This is a genomic window from Lachnoanaerobaculum sanguinis, from assembly GCF_033242365.1.
Lineage (GTDB): Bacteria > Bacillota > Clostridia > Lachnospirales > Lachnospiraceae > Lachnoanaerobaculum > Lachnoanaerobaculum sanguinis.
The window spans coordinates 21,653-44,133 of record NZ_BTHK01000010.1; the positions used below are offsets into that span (position 1 = coordinate 21,653).

Annotated in this window: 21 protein-coding genes; all 21 read left to right on the forward strand. The window is 35.1% G+C overall.

Going from position 1 to position 22,481, the window contains the following annotated elements; translation table 11 throughout:
• Positions 1–20 precede the first annotated feature (20 nt).
• The 21 genes from SBH76_RS07870 (at position 21) to SBH76_RS07970 (ending at position 22,431) form a co-directional block, all read left to right on the forward strand.
• Positions 21–1,142 (forward strand): FtsW/RodA/SpoVE family cell cycle protein, encoded by a 1,122-nt coding sequence (locus tag SBH76_RS07870; RefSeq protein ID WP_007591594.1) that lies wholly within the window; start codon positions 21–23, stop codon positions 1,140–1,142.
• A gap of 15 nt (positions 1,143–1,157) precedes the next feature.
• Positions 1,158–1,553 (forward strand): methylglyoxal synthase, encoded by a 396-nt coding sequence (locus SBH76_RS07875; protein ID WP_007591595.1) that lies wholly within the window; start codon positions 1,158–1,160, stop codon positions 1,551–1,553.
• 4 nt (positions 1,554–1,557) lie between these two features.
• A complete protein-coding gene (locus SBH76_RS07880) occupies positions 1,558–2,541 on the forward strand; it encodes a D-alanyl-D-alanine carboxypeptidase family protein (RefSeq protein ID WP_315036364.1) in 984 nt (327 codons plus the stop codon).
• Positions 2,542–2,624: 83 nt separating this feature from the next.
• Positions 2,625–3,044, forward strand: coding sequence for a hypothetical protein (locus SBH76_RS07885; RefSeq protein WP_009662563.1), 420 nt, complete (start codon positions 2,625–2,627; stop codon positions 3,042–3,044).
• A gap of 180 nt (positions 3,045–3,224) precedes the next feature.
• On the forward strand, positions 3,225–4,616 hold the full coding sequence (locus SBH76_RS07890) for a biotin/lipoyl attachment domain-containing protein (RefSeq protein ID WP_317977414.1): 1,392 nt from the start codon (positions 3,225–3,227) through the stop codon (positions 4,614–4,616).
• An 8-nt stretch (positions 4,617–4,624) separates the two neighbouring features.
• Positions 4,625–5,305 carry a YggS family pyridoxal phosphate-dependent enzyme gene (locus SBH76_RS07895; RefSeq protein WP_315036341.1) on the forward strand — a complete coding sequence of 227 codons (681 nt, stop codon included), beginning with the start codon at positions 4,625–4,627 and terminating at the stop codon, positions 5,303–5,305.
• A 25-nt stretch (positions 5,306–5,330) separates the two neighbouring features.
• A complete protein-coding gene (locus SBH76_RS07900) occupies positions 5,331–5,858 on the forward strand; it encodes a cell division protein SepF (RefSeq protein ID WP_035619863.1) in 528 nt (175 codons plus the stop codon).
• Positions 5,859–5,860: 2 nt separating this feature from the next.
• A complete protein-coding gene (locus tag SBH76_RS07905) occupies positions 5,861–6,610 on the forward strand; it encodes a YlmH family RNA-binding protein (protein WP_009662681.1) in 750 nt (249 codons plus the stop codon).
• 10 nt (positions 6,611–6,620) lie between these two features.
• Positions 6,621–7,709 carry a 3-dehydroquinate synthase gene (gene aroB / locus SBH76_RS07910; RefSeq protein ID WP_009662640.1) on the forward strand — a complete coding sequence of 363 codons (1,089 nt, stop codon included), beginning with the start codon at positions 6,621–6,623 and terminating at the stop codon, positions 7,707–7,709.
• A complete protein-coding gene (lspA, locus tag SBH76_RS07915; protein ID WP_009662577.1) occupies positions 7,694–8,194 on the forward strand; it encodes a signal peptidase II in 501 nt (166 codons plus the stop codon). Before aroB ends, lspA begins: the two co-directional genes overlap by 16 nt.
• Before the next feature lie 17 nt (positions 8,195–8,211).
• Entirely contained in the window at positions 8,212–9,126 is a 915-nt protein-coding gene (locus tag SBH76_RS07920) for an RluA family pseudouridine synthase (RefSeq protein WP_009662548.1), read from the forward strand.
• Between the two features lie 163 nt (positions 9,127–9,289).
• Positions 9,290–9,916 (forward strand): cytidylate kinase-like family protein, encoded by a 627-nt coding sequence (locus SBH76_RS07925; protein WP_007591627.1) that lies wholly within the window; start codon positions 9,290–9,292, stop codon positions 9,914–9,916.
• Positions 9,913–11,007: an N-acetylmuramoyl-L-alanine amidase family protein gene (locus tag SBH76_RS07930; RefSeq protein ID WP_009662655.1), complete on the forward strand. Its 1,095-nt coding sequence runs from the start codon at positions 9,913–9,915 to the stop codon at positions 11,005–11,007. The genes SBH76_RS07925 and SBH76_RS07930 overlap by 4 nt, the downstream gene beginning before the upstream one ends.
• A 26-nt stretch (positions 11,008–11,033) precedes the next feature.
• Positions 11,034–13,250, forward strand: a complete 2,217-nt coding sequence (locus tag SBH76_RS07935) for a zinc ribbon domain-containing protein (RefSeq protein WP_009662414.1) — start codon at positions 11,034–11,036, stop codon at positions 13,248–13,250.
• Between the two features lie 153 nt (positions 13,251–13,403).
• On the forward strand, positions 13,404–15,110 hold the full coding sequence (locus SBH76_RS07940; RefSeq protein WP_009662487.1) for an LCP family protein: 1,707 nt from the start codon (positions 13,404–13,406) through the stop codon (positions 15,108–15,110).
• Positions 15,111–15,122: 12 nt separating this feature from the next.
• The gene (locus SBH76_RS07945) at positions 15,123–15,830 is read left to right on the forward strand and encodes a response regulator transcription factor (protein ID WP_007591633.1); all 708 of its coding nucleotides are present in this window, start codon (positions 15,123–15,125) and stop codon (positions 15,828–15,830) included.
• Complete coding sequence (locus SBH76_RS07950) at positions 15,805–16,953, forward strand: sensor histidine kinase (RefSeq protein WP_315084525.1); 1,149 nt, start codon at positions 15,805–15,807, stop codon at positions 16,951–16,953. The genes SBH76_RS07945 and SBH76_RS07950 overlap by 26 nt, the downstream gene beginning before the upstream one ends.
• The gene (locus SBH76_RS07955) at positions 16,919–19,360 is read left to right on the forward strand and encodes a DUF8725 domain-containing protein (RefSeq protein WP_317977415.1); all 2,442 of its coding nucleotides are present in this window, start codon (positions 16,919–16,921) and stop codon (positions 19,358–19,360) included. Before SBH76_RS07950 ends, SBH76_RS07955 begins: the two co-directional genes overlap by 35 nt.
• Positions 19,361–20,311 carry an ABC transporter ATP-binding protein gene (locus tag SBH76_RS07960; RefSeq protein WP_317977416.1) on the forward strand — a complete coding sequence of 317 codons (951 nt, stop codon included), beginning with the start codon at positions 19,361–19,363 and terminating at the stop codon, positions 20,309–20,311. It abuts the gene before it with no gap.
• The gene (locus tag SBH76_RS07965; RefSeq protein ID WP_317977417.1) at positions 20,301–21,176 is read left to right on the forward strand and encodes an ABC transporter permease; all 876 of its coding nucleotides are present in this window, start codon (positions 20,301–20,303) and stop codon (positions 21,174–21,176) included. The genes SBH76_RS07960 and SBH76_RS07965 overlap by 11 nt, the downstream gene beginning before the upstream one ends.
• The gene (locus SBH76_RS07970; protein WP_317977418.1) at positions 21,157–22,431 is read left to right on the forward strand and encodes a TFIIB-type zinc ribbon-containing protein; all 1,275 of its coding nucleotides are present in this window, start codon (positions 21,157–21,159) and stop codon (positions 22,429–22,431) included. The genes SBH76_RS07965 and SBH76_RS07970 overlap by 20 nt, the downstream gene beginning before the upstream one ends.
• Positions 22,432–22,481: the final 50 nt, after the last annotated feature.

The following is a 22,481-nucleotide window of genomic DNA, read 5'->3' on the forward strand; positions in this document are numbered from 1 at the left end:
TAGAATTTGGAGAGTAGAGAATGTTAGACGGTTTTAAGCTTAGATATTATCCGTTCAGGCTGTTGGTTTATATTATAGTTTTAAATACTATAGGTGTATTGGTTATTTCCAGTGCTACAGGCGGAGATAAAGGGATGGTGGCCAAGCAGATATTTGGCGTTGTCCTCGGACTTGTACTTGTGGTATTGATATCACTTATACACTACAGAAAATTGATGGAACTGATGTGGATAGTGTATGGAATATGTATTATCTTGCTGCTTGCGGTGTTACTTTTCGGTTATGAGCCGGAGGGGGCAGGAGCGGTGAGATGGATTAAGGTACCGGTTATTGGACAGTTACAGCCTTCTGAGATAGTCAAAATAGGTATGATTTTATTTATTGCCGCTTTTTTGGGTAAACATCAGGAGGATATCGACAGAATTTCATTTTTACTTGTATTTGCCGTAGTTGCTGCTATACCATGTATTTTAATACTGAAAGAGCCTGATTTATCAACTACAATTGTAGTATTTGTTATGATAATAAGTATGCTGTTTATCTCAGGAATCAGCTATAAATGGGTACTTGGCAGTCTTGCATTTTTAATACCATCAGCAGTAATATTTATATTTTTATTACAAAGTAACACAGTTCCCTTTTTAAGGGGATATCAAGCAAATAGAATACTTGGATGGATATATCCGGATAAGTATGCAGACATAAATGTACAGCAGGACAACTCGATTATGGCTATTTCATCAGGTCAGTTGATGGGTAAGGGACTGAATAATAACACTTTTGCTTCGGTTAAGAACGGAAACTTTTTATCCCAGGAGCAGACGGATTTTATATTTGCGGTTATTGGAGAGGAACTGGGATTTGTAGGCAGTATGGTGGTAATAGCGCTTTTTGCGCTTATAGTTGTTGAATGTTTTCACCTTGCTTCTAAAGCAAAAGATTTAGAAGGTAAGTTGGTTTGTGTAGGCTTTGCCGCATTGGTCGGATTTCAGAGCTTCACAAATATATCGGTTGCAACAGGACTTTTTCCTAATACCGGATTGCCGCTTCCATTTATAAGTTATGGAGTGAGCTCGCTTTTAAGCTTATTTTTAGGTGTAGGACTGGTTGCAAGTGTGGCTGTAAGACAGGGTAAGAACTAATATTTGGAGGTAAAGATGAATATAGGTTTGATCGCACATGATGCTAAGAAGAAGCTCATGCAGAATTTTTGTATTGCATATAGAGGTATTTTATCAAAACATAATTTATCAGCGACAGGAACCACAGGAAGATTGGTGGAAGAAGTTACCAATCTTAATATACATAGATATTTGGCAGGGCATCTTGGAGGCGAACAGCAGCTTGGTGCTCAGATAGAAAATAATGATATAGATCTGGTAATCTTCTTAAGAGATCCCCTCACAAAGAAGAGCCATGAACCGGATGCCGATAAGGTTATGAGACTTTGTGATACACATAATATACCTTTGGCAACAAATCTTGCTACAGCAGAGCTTCTTATAATGGCACTTGACAGAGGTGACTTTGAGTTTAGAGAGGCATATAGATAGTCTGATGGCGGATTATACTAAAAGAGGGAAAAAGCCGGTAAATAAAATATACTTAATTATTCCCGTTATTATACTGACAGCACTTTTCCTGGGAGGAGTATACTATTCTCAGTTTATGATGACCGAGTACGACTTCTCCGGAAGGCTTTCAAGTCTTGATATTGACACAAAAATTTCACCGCTTGCGGCAAATCTTGCATTGCCTGTTGAGGACAATGTTGACGTAGATGATATTTCTTCGGAAAGTGTCATATTGGCAGGGGGTGATGGAAGCCTTTTGGCATCGAAAGACGCTACAAAGCAGATGTATCCTGCAAGTACAACCAAAGTAATGACCGCATTGTTGGCACTCAAATACGGAAATCTTTCAGATGAGGTAACTGTGACCGACGACAGTGTTATAACCGAGGCTGGAGCAAGTCTGGCAGGAATCAAACCCGGAGATAAGTTGACACTTGATCAACTTCTATACGGACTTATGTTGCCTTCGGGAAATGATGCGGCAAATGCCATCGCCGTACATATCGGAGGCAGTGTAGATAATTTTGTAAAGATGATGAATGATGAGGCAAAGAGAATTGGAGCTGTGGATACCAATTTCGTTAATCCCAGCGGCCTTTCCGACAGCAATCATTATACAACGGCATATGATCTTTATTTAATATTTAATGAAGCTATGAAAGACAGCAGATTTATGAATTACGCGGGAGCCCCGTCTTATAATGTATCATATACGGCAGCTGACGGAAGTCAGGTTACAAAAAGTTGGAAAAACGGAAACAGATATATAACAGGTCAAGCGGCCGCACCGAGAGGTATAGTGGTTGATGCCGGAAAAACCGGAACCACCCTGGCGGCAGGTAGTTGTCTTGTGATTTGCAGTGAGAATGCTGAGGGAAAAAGATATATTTCTGTTGTATTGAAGTCTAAGAACAGAGCGGACTTGTACGACAATATGTCTAAACTTCTTTCAAAAATCAATAAATAGCATTGCACTATTCCTATTAATATTTTATAATATCATTATATTATTTTATATTTGATAACAGTAAGTTTAAGGAGGACGTTACCATGGTTTCTATTATTGCAGGAGAGAAGGGTAAGGGAAAAACAAAGATTTTACTTGAAAGAGCCAATGAAACTGTTTCAAAGGCAAACGGCTCAGTCATTTATCTTGACAAGAGTTCAAAGCATATGTATGAACTTAATAACAAGATAAGACTTATTAATGTTAGTGAATTTCCTATCATGTCAGCAGACGGTTTTGTAGGATTCCTGGCAGGACTCATTTCATCCGATCATGATATTGAAGCTATATTCCTGGACAGCTTTTTAAAACTGGCGGTACTTGAAGGAGCAGATATTACTTCAACAATCGATCGTATAGAGACATTGGGAGAGAAATATGGAATCACATTCGTTTTAAGTGTTTCAACGGATGCATCAAATCTACCTGAAAATGCAAAGAAGAATGTTTCTGTAGCATTATAATAAAGAAAATAATATCATATAATTTTGTACGTGAATTATCTGATTTAACAGATAAAGGCAGACTCGATTTTGAGGTCTGCCTTTTTTAAATTTAATTGAAAAAAACACTCTTGTGCAGTATAATGTAGAGAATTGTATTTATGCAGGCAATAATGGCTTGCTTTTTTAAGGAGAATAAAATTGGCTGATTCTAAAAAAATTATTCCCTATAGAAAAAAAAGAATTATTAATGTGGGTGTTATAATATTCCTGTTTGTATTCTTTTATCTGATATTAATTCTTGTTAAATTTGCTACAAGAAAACAGATAAGATATAATGAAGTGGTTGAGGGAAGTATGTCCGAGAATAAGACGCACACCGGACTTATACTAAGAGATGAGAGTGTTCAAGTTTCACCGGATGGAGGATATATAAATATATATATGAGAGACGGTAAAAGAGCGGCTGTAGGAAGCAGAGTATATTCCCTTGATGCTACCGGAGATTTAAAGAAGCTTATGGAGGCGTCGGCAGGAAAAGAAGATACCATATCGGATTCGAGTGTTATTGAAATGAAAAAGAAGCTTTCAAATTTTACTTCCAACTATTCGGATTCTGATTTTGAGTATGTCTATGATACAAAATATTTATTGGACAATGCCGCAAGTGAATATTCGAATTTAATAAACATAGAAAATATTGATAATATTTCAAATGCAAACGGTTTGAGCCTTAATGTGGTTACCTCACCTTATTCCGGAGAAATATCATATGCTATGGATGATATTGCCGAGAAAAAAGAGGAAGATCTGACTAAAAGCGATTTTGATACATCAAAACATCCTATAAGTTATATAAAGAATGAACAGCTTATAGAGGCGGAAACAAAGGTTTATAGGATTGTAAACAGTGAATCATGGAGTATATATTTTGAATTTGAAAAAGGTGAGGAAGAGCTATATGCAGAAAAGAAGGCTTTGACTGTAAAATTTAAATCAAATGGTCTGACACTTACAGGAGATTACTCTGTTGTAGAAACAAAAGACGGATATAGTCTGGGAAAATTGACATTTGATAAATATATGGTACAATTTATTTCAAACAGATATGCGGAGTTTGATATACAATCATCAGTTGTAAACGGCTTAAAGATTCCGTCCAAATGTGTGCTTGAAAAAGACTTCTATACTATACCTGTTGAATATATGGCAAAGGGTGGAGATGGTGTAAGCGACGGATTTTATAAGCAGGTGGATAAAGACGGTACGACTTCAACGGTTTTTGTGCCGGAAGATATAATCAAGATTACGGATACAAATTGCTATATCAGTACAGAGAATAAGGATATAGTATCCGGTGATAAATTGATAAAACCTGATTCAAATGAGATATTTGAGGTTTCAAATAAGGAAAAATTGTTGGGAGTATACAATATAAATAAAGGATATACGGTATTTAAGAATATAGATATACTCGGATCGAATAAGGAATTTTATATTGTAGATAAGGGTACCAAATACGGTTTAAAGGTATATGATCATATTTTATTGAATCCTGACGGTTTTAAAGAAGGAGATTTTATTTATCAATAGGAGAAACTATGGTTAAGGAAAACTTACAAAATGTTATAGACGATATGAAAATCGCCTGTGAAAAAAGCGGTAGAAATATAAATGATGTAACTCTTATTGCTGTAAGCAAAACAAAACCGAATGAACTTATTATGGAAGCTTATGAAAGCGGAGTAAGAGATTTCGGAGAAAATAAGGTGCAGGAGCTTTTAAGAAAAAGAGAGGAACTGCCGAAAGATATCAGATGGCATATGATCGGACATTTGCAGACAAATAAAGTCAGACAACTTTTAGGTAATACCGTACTTATACATTCTATAGACAGTATAAGACTTGCGGATACGATAGATACTGAGGCAAGAAAAAAAGGTATTCATGTTGACGGATTGCTTGAAATTAATATTGCAAAAGAGGCCTCAAAATACGGTTTCCTGGAAGAAGAACTTGATGAGATTTTACCTATATTTGCAAGATATAAGAACCTACATATCAAAGGATTGATGACAATTGCCCCAAATGTAGAAAAATCGGAGGAAAATAGAAAAAATTTCAAGAAAATAAAGAAAATATCTGTTGACATAATTGAGAAAAACTATGATAATATAGAAGTAGAATTTTTATCAATGGGAATGTCTGGCGATTATACTGTAGCGCTTGAAGAGGGTGCAAATTTGGTAAGAGTTGGTACAGGAATATTTGGGAAAAGATAAAAAAGATTGGAGAGAACACGTGAAGATGGAATTTTTTGATAAGATCAAAAGGTATTTACGAGTGAATGATAGCGATGATGAATCTTATGATGATGATATTATCGAAGTCGATGAGTATGAAGATGATGAAGATGATACAGACATCAAAAACGCAAGCGAGCAGGTAGAAGAAGAAGAGCCTATGAGGCCTAAAGTTGCGAGCAGAAATACTAAGGTTAACAAAGTTATTCCTATCAGAAAAGATATGGAAGTTACTATGTTCAGACCTACATCTGTAGAAGAGTCAAGAAATGTGGTTGACAGCCTTAAAGAAGGTAAGACGGTTGTTCTTAACCTTGAAGATGTAAGAATTGCTGTTGCACAGAGAATAGTAGATTTTATTTGCGGTGCTGCTTACGATATGGAAGGAAATCTTCAGAGCATCTCTGACAGTATTTTTATCGTTACACCTTCAAATATAAGCTTGTCAGGTGAGTTTGTCGATTTACTTGGTGGCTCAGGAAGTATAGAACGCAGCAGTGCAGACGCTTCAGGATATGGTATGAGGTTATAATTTTGGAAAAAGAAGAACTATTTCTAAGAAATAAGTTTTTAGATTTAGCAAGAAACGCATATTTTAAGAACATTGTTATGTATTCCATGTTCTTGAATTTAAATGAGCAGACAATTTTTGAAACAATTCAGAAGGATCTCCCGAATATAAGATATGTTATGTTTGGCGGTTATTCTGAAGCGGAAAGAAAAATTGTCTGCTTTTATTGTGATAATATTCCTGAATTTGATATGCTGGAATATATTAAGATTTCTCCTGTTAATAAAAAGTTTGCAGACGATCTTACTCATCGTGACTTTTTGGGTGCATTGATGAATCTGGGCATTGAAAGGCATATGGTGGGTGATATATGTATAGTAGACAATACAGCACATATAATTACGTTTAAGAGTATGTCGGAAACTATAATAAGCGAGCTTACTACGGTTAAACGCACAAAAGTCGTATTGGAGAGAGAAAGTGCGGATGAATTGAAGGCGGTAAACAGAGTGGAATATAAAAAGATAAATATTCCTTCCGAGAGATTGGACTCAATAATAGGTTCGATATACAATATTTCACGAAGTAAGGTTAATTTGTATATTGATGCCGGTAAGGTGTTTATAAATTCAAGACAATGTTTTTCACATTCATCAAAAATAAAATCAGGGGATATTATAACGGTACGAGGGCTTGGTAGAGCAAAATTTTTGGGCATAAGTGCTTTATCCAAAAAAGGCAGACTGTTTGCGGAAACGGAAATTTTTAAATAAGGATTAACAAATGTATTTAAACAGATTAGAAGTTAAATTTGAAAATAAGCCATGTTATGACATTGTTATTTATGATGACTTTTCTGACTTAAAAAATGAATTAAGTAAATTTGATATAGAAAACAGAAAAATTTGTATTGTCACAGACTCAAATGTGGCTGAAATATATCTTGATAAGGTAAAAGAAGAACTTGACGGACTAAAAGTATTTACGCATATATTCGAAGCCGGAGAACAGAATAAACATCTTGAAACTGTTTCAGGAATATATGATACTTTGATTTTTAATAAGTTTGACAGAAAAGATATCTTACTTGCTCTGGGTGGAGGTGTGGTAGGTGATATCTGCGGATTTGCTGCAGCCACATACCTTAGAGGAATTGATTTTGTGCAAATTCCGACAACTTTAGTTTCGCAGGTGGATTCAAGTATCGGAGGTAAAACCGGAGTTGACTTCAAGCATTTCAAAAACATGGTTGGAGCGTTTTATATGCCGAAGCTTGTATACGTAAATATAAATACTTTAAATACTTTGCCTGAAGCGGAATTTTCTTCAGGTATGGGCGAAGTTATAAAACATGGTTTGATATTTGACAAAGATTATTATTACAGTCTTTTTGAAAATCATAAAAAAATATTGTCGGGTGATATAAAAGCCTTGGCCGATATGGTACTTACAAGTCAGAAGATTAAAAAAGAGGTTGTGGAAAACGACCCTTATGAAAAAGGTCAAAGAGCTATATTAAACTTCGGACATACTTTGGGTCACGCTATTGAAAAAGAAAAGAACTTCAGCCTTTCACATGGAGCATGTGTGGGGCTTGGAATGCTTGCTGCTTTTGATATCTGTATAAAAAAGAATAAACTCGGTGTAGATGACAGAAAGTTTCTTAGTGATTTGATGGAAATTTATTCGCTTGAAACCGGAACGGATATAGATGTAGATAAAGTTTTTGAAGCTACATTTAATGATAAAAAGATGGAAGCCGGACAAATAAAGTTTATTCTATTAAATAAAATAGGAGATGCATATATAGACAGAAGTGTTAATAAAGAAGATATGGTGGAGGCGTTGAAGAGCATATGCAAAGAAATATAGTTTATAAGTTTGCATCATTTTTTATTATGGTTGCAATATTGGTGGGAGTTGACCAGTGGAGTAAATATGAAGTTATGATGAAATTAAAAGATGCTCCTGCTTATCCTCTTATAGATAATGTATTGTATTTCTGGTATTCGGAAAACTCCGGTGCGGCTTTCGGTATATTGCAGGGAATGCATATTTTCTTTTATATAATTACCGTAGCGGTTTTACTGGGTATAATCTATCTGCTTTTTAAGTTGCCTTCAGATAAGCGTTATTATCCTTTGCTGTTTTGTGGAGACTTGATTTTTGCAGGTGCAATCGGTAATTTTATTGACAGAATAATAAGAAGTTATGTGGTCGACTTTATTTATTTTAAACCTATTAATTTCCCTATATTTAATTTTGCGGATATCTGCGTAACAGTGGGTACATTTGTACTTTTTCTTTGCCTCGTATTTGTATATAAAGAAAACGAATTGGAATTTTATAAAAAATAATTTTAGTTTGGAGATAAATGGATAACTTTGAAATAAAAGTGGAAGAATCTGATATTAACAGAAGAATAGATGTATTTCTTGCGATGAATCTTGAGAGTTTTTCAAGATCGTATATTCAGGATTTAATCAAGAAGGGTAAGGCTTGTGTAAACAAAAAAGCCGTAAAGGCAAATTACAGGCTTAGAGACGGTGATATTGTAGATCTTGCCATACCCAAGCCCGAGCCGCTTGAAATTCTCCCTGAAAATATACCGCTTGATATAGTATATGAAGATGACGATGTAATACTTATAAATAAGCCGAAGGGTATGGTTGTACATCCGGCTGCAGGGCATTACAGTGGAACTTTGGTAAATGCTCTTTTATATCATTGCAAGGATAATCTCTCAGGAATAAACGGAGTGCTAAGACCCGGAATAGTGCATAGGATAGATATGGATACCACAGGTATAATAATTGCATGTAAAAATGATAATGCACATCAGCATATTGCAAAACAATTGGCCGAACACAGTATTACCAGAAAATATGTTGCTATAGTTACAGGCAATATTAAAGATGATGAGGGGACTGTGGACGCTCCGATAGCCAGATCGAAAAATGACAGGATGAAGATGGCTGTGGACAAAGACGGAAAGAGAGCGGTGACTCATTATAAAGTCCTTGAAAGATTGAATAACTATACATATATTGAATGTGTACTTGAAACCGGAAGAACTCATCAGATAAGAGTACATATGTCATATATACATCATCCTCTGCTTGGTGATGAAGTGTATTCCGGAAAAAAAGAAAATATGAAGCTGGAGGGACAATGCCTTCATGCAATGGTACTTGGTTTTATACATCCTCGAACAAATGAATATATGGAATTTGAAGCGCCTGTTCCGGATTACTTTAATGAAATATTAAGAAAATTTAGAAAGAATTAAATATAAAACAGCATAAACATTAGCTAAAAAGTGACAATTGAAAGACAGATATATATACATTCTGCTTTTTTTGTTATATAATAATACATATAAATTATCTGTGTTTACATTTTTAGTATTGTGAAAAATATGTAGACGGAAATTGATTATTTAGGAGGTAGGTATGGACAATAGATTGGTTATTACCATAGGTAGACAGTGCGGAAGCGGTGGAAGAAGGATCGGTCAGATGCTGGCTGAGCAATTGGGTATAAAATGCTATGATAAAGAAATACTCAACAGGGCTGCTAAAGAGAGCGGACTGGCTGCAGAGTTGTTTGAGACTCATGATGAGAAGCCGACAAGTTCATTTTTATACTCTCTTGTGATGGATACTTATTCTTTAGGATATACATCTTCATCCTATATGGATATGCCTATAAATCATAAGATTTTTTTGGCACAGTTTGACACTATTAAAAAGCTTGCATCCGAGGAGTCATGCATTATAGTCGGAAGATGCGCAGATTATGCTTTGGCTGACGATCCGAATGCATTTTCAGTATTTATTACAGGAAATGATGAGGACAAGATTAAGAGAATTATGGAAACCAACAATATTGAAGCCAATAAAGCAAAGGATATTATGGTAAAGACAGACAAGAAGAGGTCAAGCTATTATAACTATTACTCAAGTAAGAGATGGGCAGACTCAAGAAGTTATGATTTGACTGTAAACAGTTCAACACTCGGACTTGAAGGAAGTGTAGAACTTATTAAAACATTTGCAAAGATAAAAGGTTTATTATGAGATTAAAGTTTATTTGTCAGGCTATGCTTATAGCAGGAGTTTTGACGGCGTGTGGCGGTAATAATTCAAGTACTAAGAATACGGTTGAAACTTCATCCGCTGTAAGTGTGGAAAGCAGTGCGGACGGAAAGGTAGTGCAGACAGATGTCGTAAGAAAGGTGACAAGGAGCAACAAGGATTCAACAACTGCACAGAGCTCTAAAGAGCCTGAGAGCAGTACTGAAGTTACTTCGACAGCTGCCTCAAATACTACCGTGTCGGAGACCTCCGCTGTAGAAGAAACTACAACAGTCAAGGAAGCTCAAGCTGAAACTAAAGCACAAAAGTCTGAGGTAAAAGAAGCTGGAGAAATAGGACTTGATCCAAGTTGGCAGTATGCATCATTTTCAAAAATAAATTCAGGTAAAAGCGTGCTCTATAAGCCGAGTGAAAACGGTAACGGCATCACTATAGCCGTAAATGCCGGACATGGTACAAAGGGAGGCTCTTCACAAAAAACACAATGTCATCCTGACGGAACCCCAAAGGTAACAAGCGGTACCACAAAAGCCGGAGCCACCACAGCTATTGCCGTTTCCGAGGGTATGACATTCGCAGACGGCACACCTGAAAGTACCGTAACATTTGAGATGGCAAAGATACTGAAAGACGAGCTTTTATCCAGAGGATATAATGTGTTGATGATTCGTGACGGCAGTGATGTTCAGCTTGACAATATTGCAAGAACGGTAATAGCAAATAATGTTGCCTCTGCGCATATAGCATTGCATTGGGATTCCACAAATGCAGATAAAGGGGCGTTTTATATGGGTGTTCCTGAAGTGGACTCATACAGAAGTATGGAACCTGTAGCTTCAAACTGGAAAAAGCATGAAGCCCTCGGTAAGTCTTTGATAAACGGATTGTCTTCAAACGGAACAAAGATTTTCAGTAAGGGAAGAATGGAGATGGATCTTACACAGACATCTTATTCAACTGTTCCGTCGATTGATATTGAATTGGGAGATAAAACATCGGATCACGGAAAAGATGAACTGAAAAAACTGTCAAAGGGACTTGCTGACGGTATTGACAGTTATTTCGGAAGATAAAATCAAGCAAAAATTTAGGGAGTATTATGAAAAATAAATTAAAATATCTTATATGTATATTGGCATTTTTGCTTCTTACAGCATGTGGCGGTGTTGTTAAAACAGATATGAATTTTGATGATTCCTTTGCCGGAAGCAGAGTTATGACATATACAATATCAAATTCGGACTATACATCATATGTTCAAAAAGATTTTGCAACCGTAGCGGCAACATTGAAGGCGCTTTGTCCTGAAGATATTGAAATCACTTCCGTTACACAGGATGATTCAAATATTGTTGCTGTATTTACTATAAATTTCTCATCAAAAGATGACTATGAGAAAAAGGTTGGAAATATATTAAAAGCTGTCGGAAGCGACATAGAACCGAAGGTAACACTTTTAAGATCAAATACCGCATTTGCAAAGGGAGTTGCATTTCAGGAAAATTTCGGCACTGAAGACCTTCTAAAATGGATGCGTGACGGAATGATGAATAATGAATATATTACATCTTCATATGAGATTTATATATTCTCTACAAGTCAGGTCAGCCTTAGTATATCAGGTGAGGAATATGAAAAAGATGCCAATATGAGCATAATAGATGTAAATACTACAAAGTATTTGCCTATTAACGGTATCGAGTTCAATACAGTTATAAACAAAGACGGAAGTATTGACAGAAGTATTGCTATAGATATTCCGAATACCAGCTATGATCAGGCTAAAGATGATATAGATAAATTTATGGCTGAAAGATCGGGTGAAGTCGGAACAGGAACATGGTCGGAAGCAAATAATTCACATATTTTCACTGTTGAGGGTAAGGCTTTAAGTGCAGATGACTGTAAAAAGATGACTGAAAAGTTTACCGGAAAAAGTCTTGACAGTACGACCGGTTCAGTTGCAAAGGATACTCAAGTCTCAGAGGAGACTCAGGTGGAGTCTGAGAGTAAAGAAAGTACCGAGGAGAGCACTGAAGCCACATCCGATACATCGGATGCTGTAGATAAAAGACATTTGTTTTCTAAAAATTATACTCTTAATGAGTATATAAATTTGGAAGACTATATCAGTAATTACAATAATGCCGTAAGCTTTGATTATTATGTAAATCCTGAGAATAATTATGAAGGAACTATAACAGACGGTACAGGATACTCATCTACAGTTTTACGTTCTGCAATAAGCGGTGACGCAAATACTTTGCTTTACAGCGGTTACAGTTCAACTTTTGATATAAAGCTGGATGTGAATATTTTGCCAAATGTAAGCAAATACAAGCATATCGTTGAGATTACTCCTACAGGTAAGATAAAAAGAGATATTACCGTGGTTTTCAGTGAGTCTTTCAACGAGGATGATGCAAAGTCTCTTGAGGAAAAACTTAAGAATGTTCTTTCTGACAGCAAGATAAAGCTTGATAAAGTGTCTTTAAACGGTAAGGATCTTGAAGTTAAGATATCTTCTTCCGGTACTATTGAAGAAGATGCCAAGATGTGGGAAGAAACTACAGGATATACCGGATCAATCAGCAGCTTGGACGTAGATAAGAAGGGCCTTTTTGTAACAAAGCAGAGAATTTCATTTATGGATGACTTTAATCCTGAGATTTTCACATCCGGAAATGTTGATTCATATGAATACATAGTTAAAAATGCCGGTAAGCCTGTAGATAAGGATTTATACTTGGCAGGAAGTTTTGAAAACGCAGAAGCAAAGTTTAAGGGCAATAACTTCATTGTAAAGGGTGAGAATGTTATGATGTCAAATTACAGTTCTCCATTCTTTGTGAGCGTTCGTACAAACTTTACTATATATATTATCTTTGCAGCTGTTGCATTTGTATTTATTTTGATAATAGCTATACTTCTTCTGATTTTGTTTAATAAATCCAAGAAGAATAAGAATGATGTAAAGGTTGCAGATGCACCCGTTAATACAACAAGCAATACGGTAAGTATTAAAAAGGATGATGTTAAGGAAGCTGTAGTAGCGGATAAAACTCCTGAAAATACACAGGATACGGAAGTTGTGAATGAAACAAAGGATGAGGTTAAATTAAATACTGTTGTATGTGACAGTTGCGGCAATGAGTGTCCTGAAACTTCAAGTTTTTGCACTAAATGCGGGCACAGCCTTGAAGATGCGAAAAAGGCTAAAGAAGCAACATCTTCCTATGTAGATGAGGCTGCAAAGCTTGCAAGAGAGATGGCATCAGATGATACGGAATCAAAAGGAGTATCACTTTCTAAATAAAATATTAAGAGATAGCGTTTAATACTTTAAGGTGGGCTTTTGCCCGCCTTTTTTATAGAAATATCACTTATTATTCTATTTTTCTTAGTGTATATTGTTTTCATCTATGATAGAATATATAGAAGTACTTCTTGAAAGGAGCATTACTCCAAAATGAGAGATGATGATTTTTACAGAGAACTTAGTGAAGCTGACAGTGAAGATCTTGAAAAATACTTAAAAGATTTAGCTAAGCTTAAAAAAATTAGAGAAGAAGAAAAACTTAAAGAAGAAAATAAAAAACTGCTTAAAACATTAAGTGAAAACAATAAGAAACTTGAAGAAATCGGACAGAATATAAGAAAAGTGGAAAAGAAACCGGATAAGATAAATATCATAGGTTCAAAGAAATCTTCAAAGATAAAGAACGGAAGAAATATAAAAAGTAATACTAACGATGATGAGGAAACCGGCGGAATAAAAATTCCTTTGCCAAAAAGCAGTCAAAAAGCTGTAGTAAGAAGGGATGATGTATACAGAACTCAGACCGTTCAAAGAGAAGAGACACCTAAAAAGGTGGTTAAAAAGAAGGTTACAAAGCCTGTTACCAAAAAGATCGTTAAAACTAAAAAAGTTACGAAAAATGTGAATCCAAGGACTGTGAAAAAAGTCGAAAAAGAAAAAGTTAAAAAACCTAAAAAGAAAAGAGGTTTTTTGACAAGGCTTTTCCTTTTGGTATTACTGTTTACAATAGTCGGAGGAGGAACTTATTTTGCATTCCACTATGTTAAAAATCAAAAGGGTTACTATACCGTGGCAGTTTTCGGTGTGGACTCAAGAGACGGAAATGTGGAAAAGGGTGCATTAAGTGATGTGAATATGATTGTCAATGTAGACAGAGAAAGCGGAGATATACAGCTTATATCAATCTATAGAGATATGTATTCAATGATAGATGAGGACGGAAAATTCCATAAGTTCAATCAGGCCTATGTAGAAGGCGGACCTGAGCAGGCGCTGGAGACTCTAAACAGAAATCTTGACCTTGATATAAAGGATTATATAACGGTGAACTGGAAGGCGGTAATTGACGCCATAAATATACTCGGTGGAGTAGACCTTGAAATAACGGATGCAGAGTTTAAATATATGAATTCATTTATTGCAAAGACTGTAGAGGCTACAGGCGTGGGATCATATGAGCTTGAGCATGCGGGAATGAATCACCTTGACGGAGTCCAGGCTGTAGCATATGCGAGGCTGCGACTTATGGATACCGATTTTAACAGAACGGAGAGACAGAGAAAGGTTGTAAGCCTTGCTTTTGATAAGGCTAAGAACGCGAATTTCTCTACTTTGTACAGTATTTTGGTGGCTGTTCTGCCTCAGACCTCTACTAATGTAGGAATAGATAATCTTATACCTTTTGCAAAGGATATATCAAAATATCATTTGAGTGAAACAACAGGATTCCCTTTTGATAAAGATACAAAGAAAATGCATAAGAGAGATTATGTTATTCCGATAACATTGAAATCAAATGTTATAGCTCTTCATGAGATGCTTTACGGTAAGATACCGGGATACAGCTATACCCCGAGTGAAATGCTGAACAAGATAAGCAATAGAATTATCAAGGATACAGGTATGGGAGCCGATAAAGAGAATACCGATATAACTCTGGATTCCAATTTGGACGGTGCCATAGGAATAAGTCCTCATAAGAGTGAAGGTGAGGAGCATCATGAAAATAATGAGGGTGAGCATCCTGATGAGACACAGGAACATGAGTCACATGAAGAATCACATGAAGATACACAACCTGAAGAGAATATAACTGAAGCTGCAATTGAAGGTGAAAGTGAAACAAGCAGTGAATAAAAGGAGAATATAATGGCGGATACAAATATTTTAGTAGTAGATGATGAAAAGGAGATTGCTGACCTTGTTGAAATTTATCTGGTCAGTGACGGATATAAAGTTTTTAAAGCAAACAGTGCGGAAGACGGATTGAAGATAATAGAGAACGAAGATATACATCTTGCAATACTTGACATAATGATGCCCGGTATGGACGGACTGGAGATGTGTAAGAGGATAAGAGAAACACATAATTTCCCTATAATACTTCTAAGTGCAAAGAGTGCGGATCTTGATAAGATACTTGGACTTGGAACAGGTGCTGATGACTATGTTACAAAGCCTTTTAATACTTTAGAGCTGACGGCAAGAGTTAAATCACAGCTTCGCAGATATACTCAGCTTAATCCGAACAGTACAGTTTTGGAAAAGGACGATCCTAATGAGATAAGACTTAAGGGAATGTCTATAAACAAAGATAATCATAAGGTAGTCATAGAGGGAAAAGAAGTTAAACTTACACCTATAGAGTTCGATATCTTATATTTGCTTGCAAGTAATGCCGGAAGAGTATTCTCAACAGATGAAATCTTTGAAAAAGTATGGAATGAAAAGGTATATGAGGCCAATAACACAGTAATGGTTCATATAAGAAGACTTCGCGGAAAAATGAATGAAGATGAAAGAGAAAACAAGATTATAACTACTGTATGGGGTGTTGGATATAAAATTGAGAGATGATTTGGAAAAGAAATTTCAGACTAAAGTAATAATTAACATACTATTCAGTCTGGTGATTTCTATTTTGGTAGAAACTCTTTTGCTCAGCAATATTTCGATGTTCTCAGGATTGCATATAATAAATCGTGAAAATGATACTCTTTTGATAAGGGGTAACGGAAGCGACCTGGTTGTTATTCTGATTTTACTTGTATTCGGCATAGGAGTATTTGCACTTTCGTTTTGGATTTTGCAAAGAAAGTCATTTGAGTATATAGATGACATACTTCTGGCAATAAAGAAGATTTCGGCCGGAGATTTGAATACAAATATTGATGTAAAAGGCGATAACGAGTTTTCAGAGATAGCCGCAAGCATTAATAAGATGGCTGAGGAGATCAGAGTTTTGATGGAGAGTGAGAGACATAATGAAAAGTCAAAAAATGAGATGATTACAAATATTGCTCACGATCTTAGAACTCCGTTGACATCAATACTCGGATATCTTGATTTGATAAATAAAAGAGATTTGTCTGAGGAGACCAAAAAAGAGTATTTGAAAATAGTTTATGAAAAGTCAAAGAAGCTGCAGGATCTTATTGAGAGTCTTTTCAGCTTCACAAAGACAAATTCATCAAAACTTGTATTGAAAATAGATAAAATAGATATTATAAAGCTTTTATGTCAGCTTATGGAGGAGTTTTACCCTAATTTTGAAAATAAAGGTATTACTTGCAGTGTAAATACAAATGAGGATTCATGTGTAATAGACGGAGACGGTACTTTATTGGCAAGATTGTTTGATAATCTTATTAATAATGCCATCAAATACGGTGCTGACGGAAAAAGAATAGATATAAAAATTTCTGTTGAAAAGAAAATAGTAAAGATTGCGGTAATCAACTATGGTAAAGTTATTCCGGCAAACGAGTTACCTCTTATTTTCGGCAAATTCTACAGAGTGGATCAGGCCAGAAATTCTAATACGGGAGGAACCGGACTTGGACTTGCCATAGCAAAAAATATCACAGAGCTTCACCATGGAATTATTGATGTAAGCAGTGATTTGAGCGGAACAATATTCAGCGTAACATTACCAAAGGAGTTAGATGTTGAAAGGGAAAATTTTAAGAGGACTGAATAAAATACTTTTATTATCATTGGTATTATTTTTACTGTCTGCAGTACAATTTCCTATAAACACATTATCTGCAACTGAACAAAATAAGGAAATAACTATAGATATAAGCTACGGTTACGGGAATATAGCAAAGGGAGGGAGATACCTCCCTATTCATGTATATTATAAAAATTTCACAAATGATAATTTTACCGGAAAAGTATCTATTGAATTTAATGAGGCGGATAATAAAAAATATGCTTATGAGTACAATGTAAATCTTGAGCAAAAGAAGAGTTATTTGGCTGATTATTACATAAGAATCAGCAATGAAGTGAATAAAATTGTAGTTGTACTGAAAGATGAAAATAAAAAAACAATAATAGAAAAAGAAGTATCTTTGAATATGGAAGCCAACCGTTCAAAAATAATGGTTGGCTTACTTAGTGACAGTCAAAATAAGCTGGATTACTTTGACGATGTGGCAATAAATTTCGGCCTTTTAAATTTGAATACGGTAAATTTGGCTGCAGGATCATTTCCGAAGTCAAGTTCAGGGCTTGAACAGCTGGATATGATTATAATAAGTAACTTTAGAATAAGAGATTTGTCAACGGAACAGTCCAGAGCATTGATGAATTGGGTAAAACAGGGAGGAGTCCTTGTAATGGGTACAGGTCAAAGAGCTGATGATACGATTGGAAGATATGCTCCTGAGCTTTTGGAGGACATATATGATTCTCCGCAGATGAAAACTTTGAACTTTACATTTAACAATGAAAGTAAAAGTATCGACCTCTACACTACATCAATAAATATGCATGGAGGAAATGTCCTTCTCTCAGACGGAGATTTTCCTCTTATAACTTCTGTAAATAAACAAAAAGGATTGATAGCGGTTGCAGGTTTTGACTTTTGTGATTTAAATGTTTTTGCGGCAGAAAATACTCAGTTTGCAAGATATATTATTTCGACCGTTCTGGGAGATGAGAGGATAGAGACTTTTTCAAAGCAAAGTGAAGTTTCAGATGATACATTCCAAAATATTGAGCCTATATTAAATTCGTCGGAAACCAATAAGTTGCCGCCTATGACTGTCTATACCTTGATATTTATTGCTTATGTACTTTTAATAGGACCTATTTCTTTTATATATTTAAAAGACTATGGACTTGCAATATATTACAGGAAGATAGTAGTGCTTATGTCCTTATTATTACTTGCGGTAATTATTATATATAACGGAAGAACAAGGTTTACCACAACATTCTACAACTACGTTACGGTTTATGAAGCCGGAGATCTGGATGTATCGGAATCCACATATGTAAATCTTAGAAACCCTTATAATAAGCCTTACAATGTGGTTATAGATTCAAATTACTCTGTTATACCGGTAATAAGAGACAGGTCGGATGTGGACGACAGAAGAGTTTTAAATAAGTCTACATCTGTAAATATTGATAATGAGGAGTACACAAAAAATATTTCTCTAAATCATGTAGGTGCATTTGCTTCAAATATCTGGAAGCTGGATAAAACAATAGAGAATTTGAACAATGAGGGATTTACAGGTGAAATAAATTTCTTTGACGGAAGTTTAAGTGTTGAAATTACAAATAATTATGATTATAAGGTAAAAAATGCCACCCTTATTCTGTATGGAAAAATTGCGCTGCTTGGAGATTTTGATAAGGGAGAGACAAAGCAGATAGATAATTGTCAGTTTATAAATATACCTTTGACAGACTTTGATATTACTTCAAGAATTATTACAGGAATGGTTGGAGAAACTACGATAAATCAAAACGGCAGTGTGAACGGTATGGACACCGAGAAATATATGCAGCTTTTAAATGTCTCAAATTTCCTTTCATTTTATCTTGGAGAAAATTCCAACGGATATACTGCAGATGCAAGAATTATCGCATTTTCGGATACGGCGCTCTCAAATCCTATATTTTTTAATAATACCATGGAGGGTAGCGGACTGACATTACTTACATCTGTTATACCTGTAAATTCTATTGAAGACGGAAAAATTTACAGACAGTCGCTTTTAAAGATGCCTATAGTGCTTAGCGGAGATTATTCTTACATAAACAATGCACTAAAGAGCAATGAAGCTACGGTACTTGAGTATTTCTTGGGCGAAAATATAAATATCGCACAAGTAAAATTTGAGCAGATATCAGATATATTTTCAGATACAAGATACAGTGACAGTGTGAAGGTCTTTAAGGGAAATATTGCTTTGTATAACTTTAAAACCGGAAACTTTGATTATATTTCAAAGAACAATTTCTCTATATTGGAGTTATTGACATATCTGTCGGATACAAATACTATCAGAGTAAGATATTCAAATATAGAAAACGGGAATTTGGAAACCGCTTTGCCGATGGTAAGTGTTTTAGGTGTGGAAAAATAGATGTTAGAAATAAAAAATATAAGTAAATCATATGGAAGACATCCGGCATTATCAAATCTTTGCCTAAGAATACCGGATGGAGCACTTTACGGACTTGTCGGTCCAAACGGTGCAGGTAAGACAACCGCTATAAAGATTATTTCGGGAATTATATATCCTGATAAAGGGAGTATATTTTTTGATGATATAAATCTATGTGACGATCGGAAAAATTCAAAGGAAACGGTAGGTTACGTTCCGGATGTGCTTGGAATTTATGATGATATGACGGTATTTGAATATATGATGTTTTTTGCTTCTACATACGGTTTGACCGGGTATCTTGCAAGAAAGAAGTCGGAAATTCTTTTGGAGCAGGTCGGTATGACTGATAAGAGAGAGTTTTATTTGAACGAGCTTTCAAGAGGAATGCAACAAAAACTTTGTGTAGCAAGAGCATTAATACATGATCCAGCACTTATCATTATGGATGAGCCTGCAAGCGGACTTGATCCGAGAGCCAGATACGAGCTTAAGGAACTTTTACAGGAGTTAAACGCCGCAGGTAAAATGGTGATTTTAAGCTCACATATTTTATCGGAGATTTCAGAAATCTGTACGGACATAGGAATTATAGAAGGCGGAAAGATGATAATATCCGGAAGTGTTGAAGAAATAATGGCAAAAGTTGAGGGGGCAAACCCTATAAAAATAAAGGTATTAAATAATGAAAATTTAGCACTTGAAATATTAAAAAATAATAAAAATGTCAGATTTTTATCTGTAGATAACAGCTATTTTATGGTATACTTTGAGGGTAAAAAGATAGATGAAGCCGGATTATTGTCGGAACTTATAAGAAACAATGTTTTAGTAAGTGAATTTATAAGAGAACCGGGAAGTCTGGAATCATATTTTATTAAGGTTACAAACCATTCAAATGAAAGCGTGATTTTTAGCAATGAATATTAATCCGATTTATGAAAGGGAACACAGAGTAAGTACAAGAAGTATGAAACTCTCAATTGCTATTCTTGTATTTAACTTTATTGTGGCGGCAGTTACTCTGATAGAGATGAATGATGTTGTAGACTTTGCAAGGAAAACGTCATTTATAGACTATACTTCTTTTTTACAAATATTCAGAATAGTTATATTTGTTCCTGCGCTTTTACTTATATTTGTGGCACCAAGTTTTATATCAGGTGCAATAAGTGATGAGAGACAAAGAGGAACACTTGAAATATTACTGACTACAAAGATGACCGCAGAAAATATAGTCTTCGGTAAGTTTTTGAGTTTATTTTCCTCGATTATGCTTATACTGATATCACAATTACCAATTATGGCAATTTTATTTTTATATGGCGGAATAACTGTTCCCGATATTATAAAACTTGTTATAAACTTTGTTGTGTTTGTAGTACTTATTATTTCAATGGGGATATTTTGCTCAAGCATATCTATGAGGACAAGTGTTGCAACAGCTCTCCTGTATTCGGGAGTTTTAGGGCTGTTTATAGGAACATTGATATTATATTTTTTATCTGCAAATTCATTTGTAACGGATGAAAGCGGATTTTTCGGAATTGTTTTTATCAGATTCAGTAAGTTTGTTTTGTTGTTTAATCCTTTAGTCAGCATAGATTTTTTGTTATCGAAGATTATGGGAGAAGACAGTTCGGATATATTGGTAAGCCTTTTTTGGTATAATAATTGGTTTTACATAAATATGTTTTTGGATTCGGTATTGTCAATTGTATTTTTGGCATTGTCTGTATTAAAAATTAAACCGCATGGTAAGACTTGGAGGAAGCATGGCAACAGTAATTTATAAATGTAAAAATTGTGGCGGTCCGGTAAAGTATTCTGCAACACTTGGGAAGTTTAATTGTGAATATTGTAATACGGTTTATACGGAGGAAGAGGTAAAAAACTTAAGCCTTTTGTCTCAAGATGAAGATGTGGTGGAAGACGGAGACAATGGTGAGTATCTTGAATATCACTGTCCAAGTTGCGGCGCAAATATTGTAACGGATGAGACTACCGTAGCAACCACATGCTATTATTGTAAAAATCCTATAGTGATGTTCGGAAAACTTGAGAAATCACAGATGCCTACAAAAGTTATACCTTTTAAGGTGGACAGAACAAGAGCTCTTGAATCTTTTGAAAACTGGATGAAGACAAAGAAATTTGTGCCGAAGAGTTTTTTCAATGACAAGAAAGAAATCGAAGAAATAAACGGAGTATATTTCCCATACTGGCTGTATGACACAAATGTACTTGTAGATCTTGACAGAGAGGGAAGCAGGACATATTCAAGAACTGAAGGAAATTACAGAGTGACTTATGAAAAGCATTTCAGGATTATCAGAAAAGGAGATGTGGATATTAAAAATCTCCCGAAGCTTGCTCTTGCCAAGTCAAACAAAGTTCTTGTAGAGTCTGTATATCCTTTTGATTTTAACGGTGCGATAGATTTTGATTCTTCATATTTAAGCGGATTTGTAGCGGAAAAAAAGGATATAGAAAAAGAAGCCCTTATGTCATCGATAGAAGATGATGTATATAGATACTCTACAAAGGTTGTAAGAGATTCTATGACGGGAGAAAGTGTAAATGTGGTAAATAATGATTTCACCATAGGTCAGGGAAGCTTTAAATATGCCATGTTGCCGGTTTGGGCAATATCATATAATGATAAAGACAGTAATAAGCACTTTTTCTTCAGTGTAAACGGACAGACCGGAAAGGTAGTGGGTAAATTACCTCTGGATATGGGAAAACTTTATCTGTCCGGACTTATGTATGTTTTACCGATATTTGCAATAATCATGGCAATACTTTATTTTACAAATAATTTACAGAGCAATATTTTTTGGTTTACCTTGGTGGGAAGTATAGTGGGATATTTTCTCTATATATCCAAAGTTGCGGCTGACTACAATATGACTTCCGCAAGTGTAAAAAACCGTGGTATAAACCAGATAGATTTCAATAATAATTATTCTGAAAAGATTGAGTATTGTAAGGATATAGACCTGGGTACAAGAATAATCGGAAGGTCGAGAATAGAAAGCAGAAAATAAACTTTATTATTTTTAATATATATGTTATAGTTTAGACAATCTAGAAATAG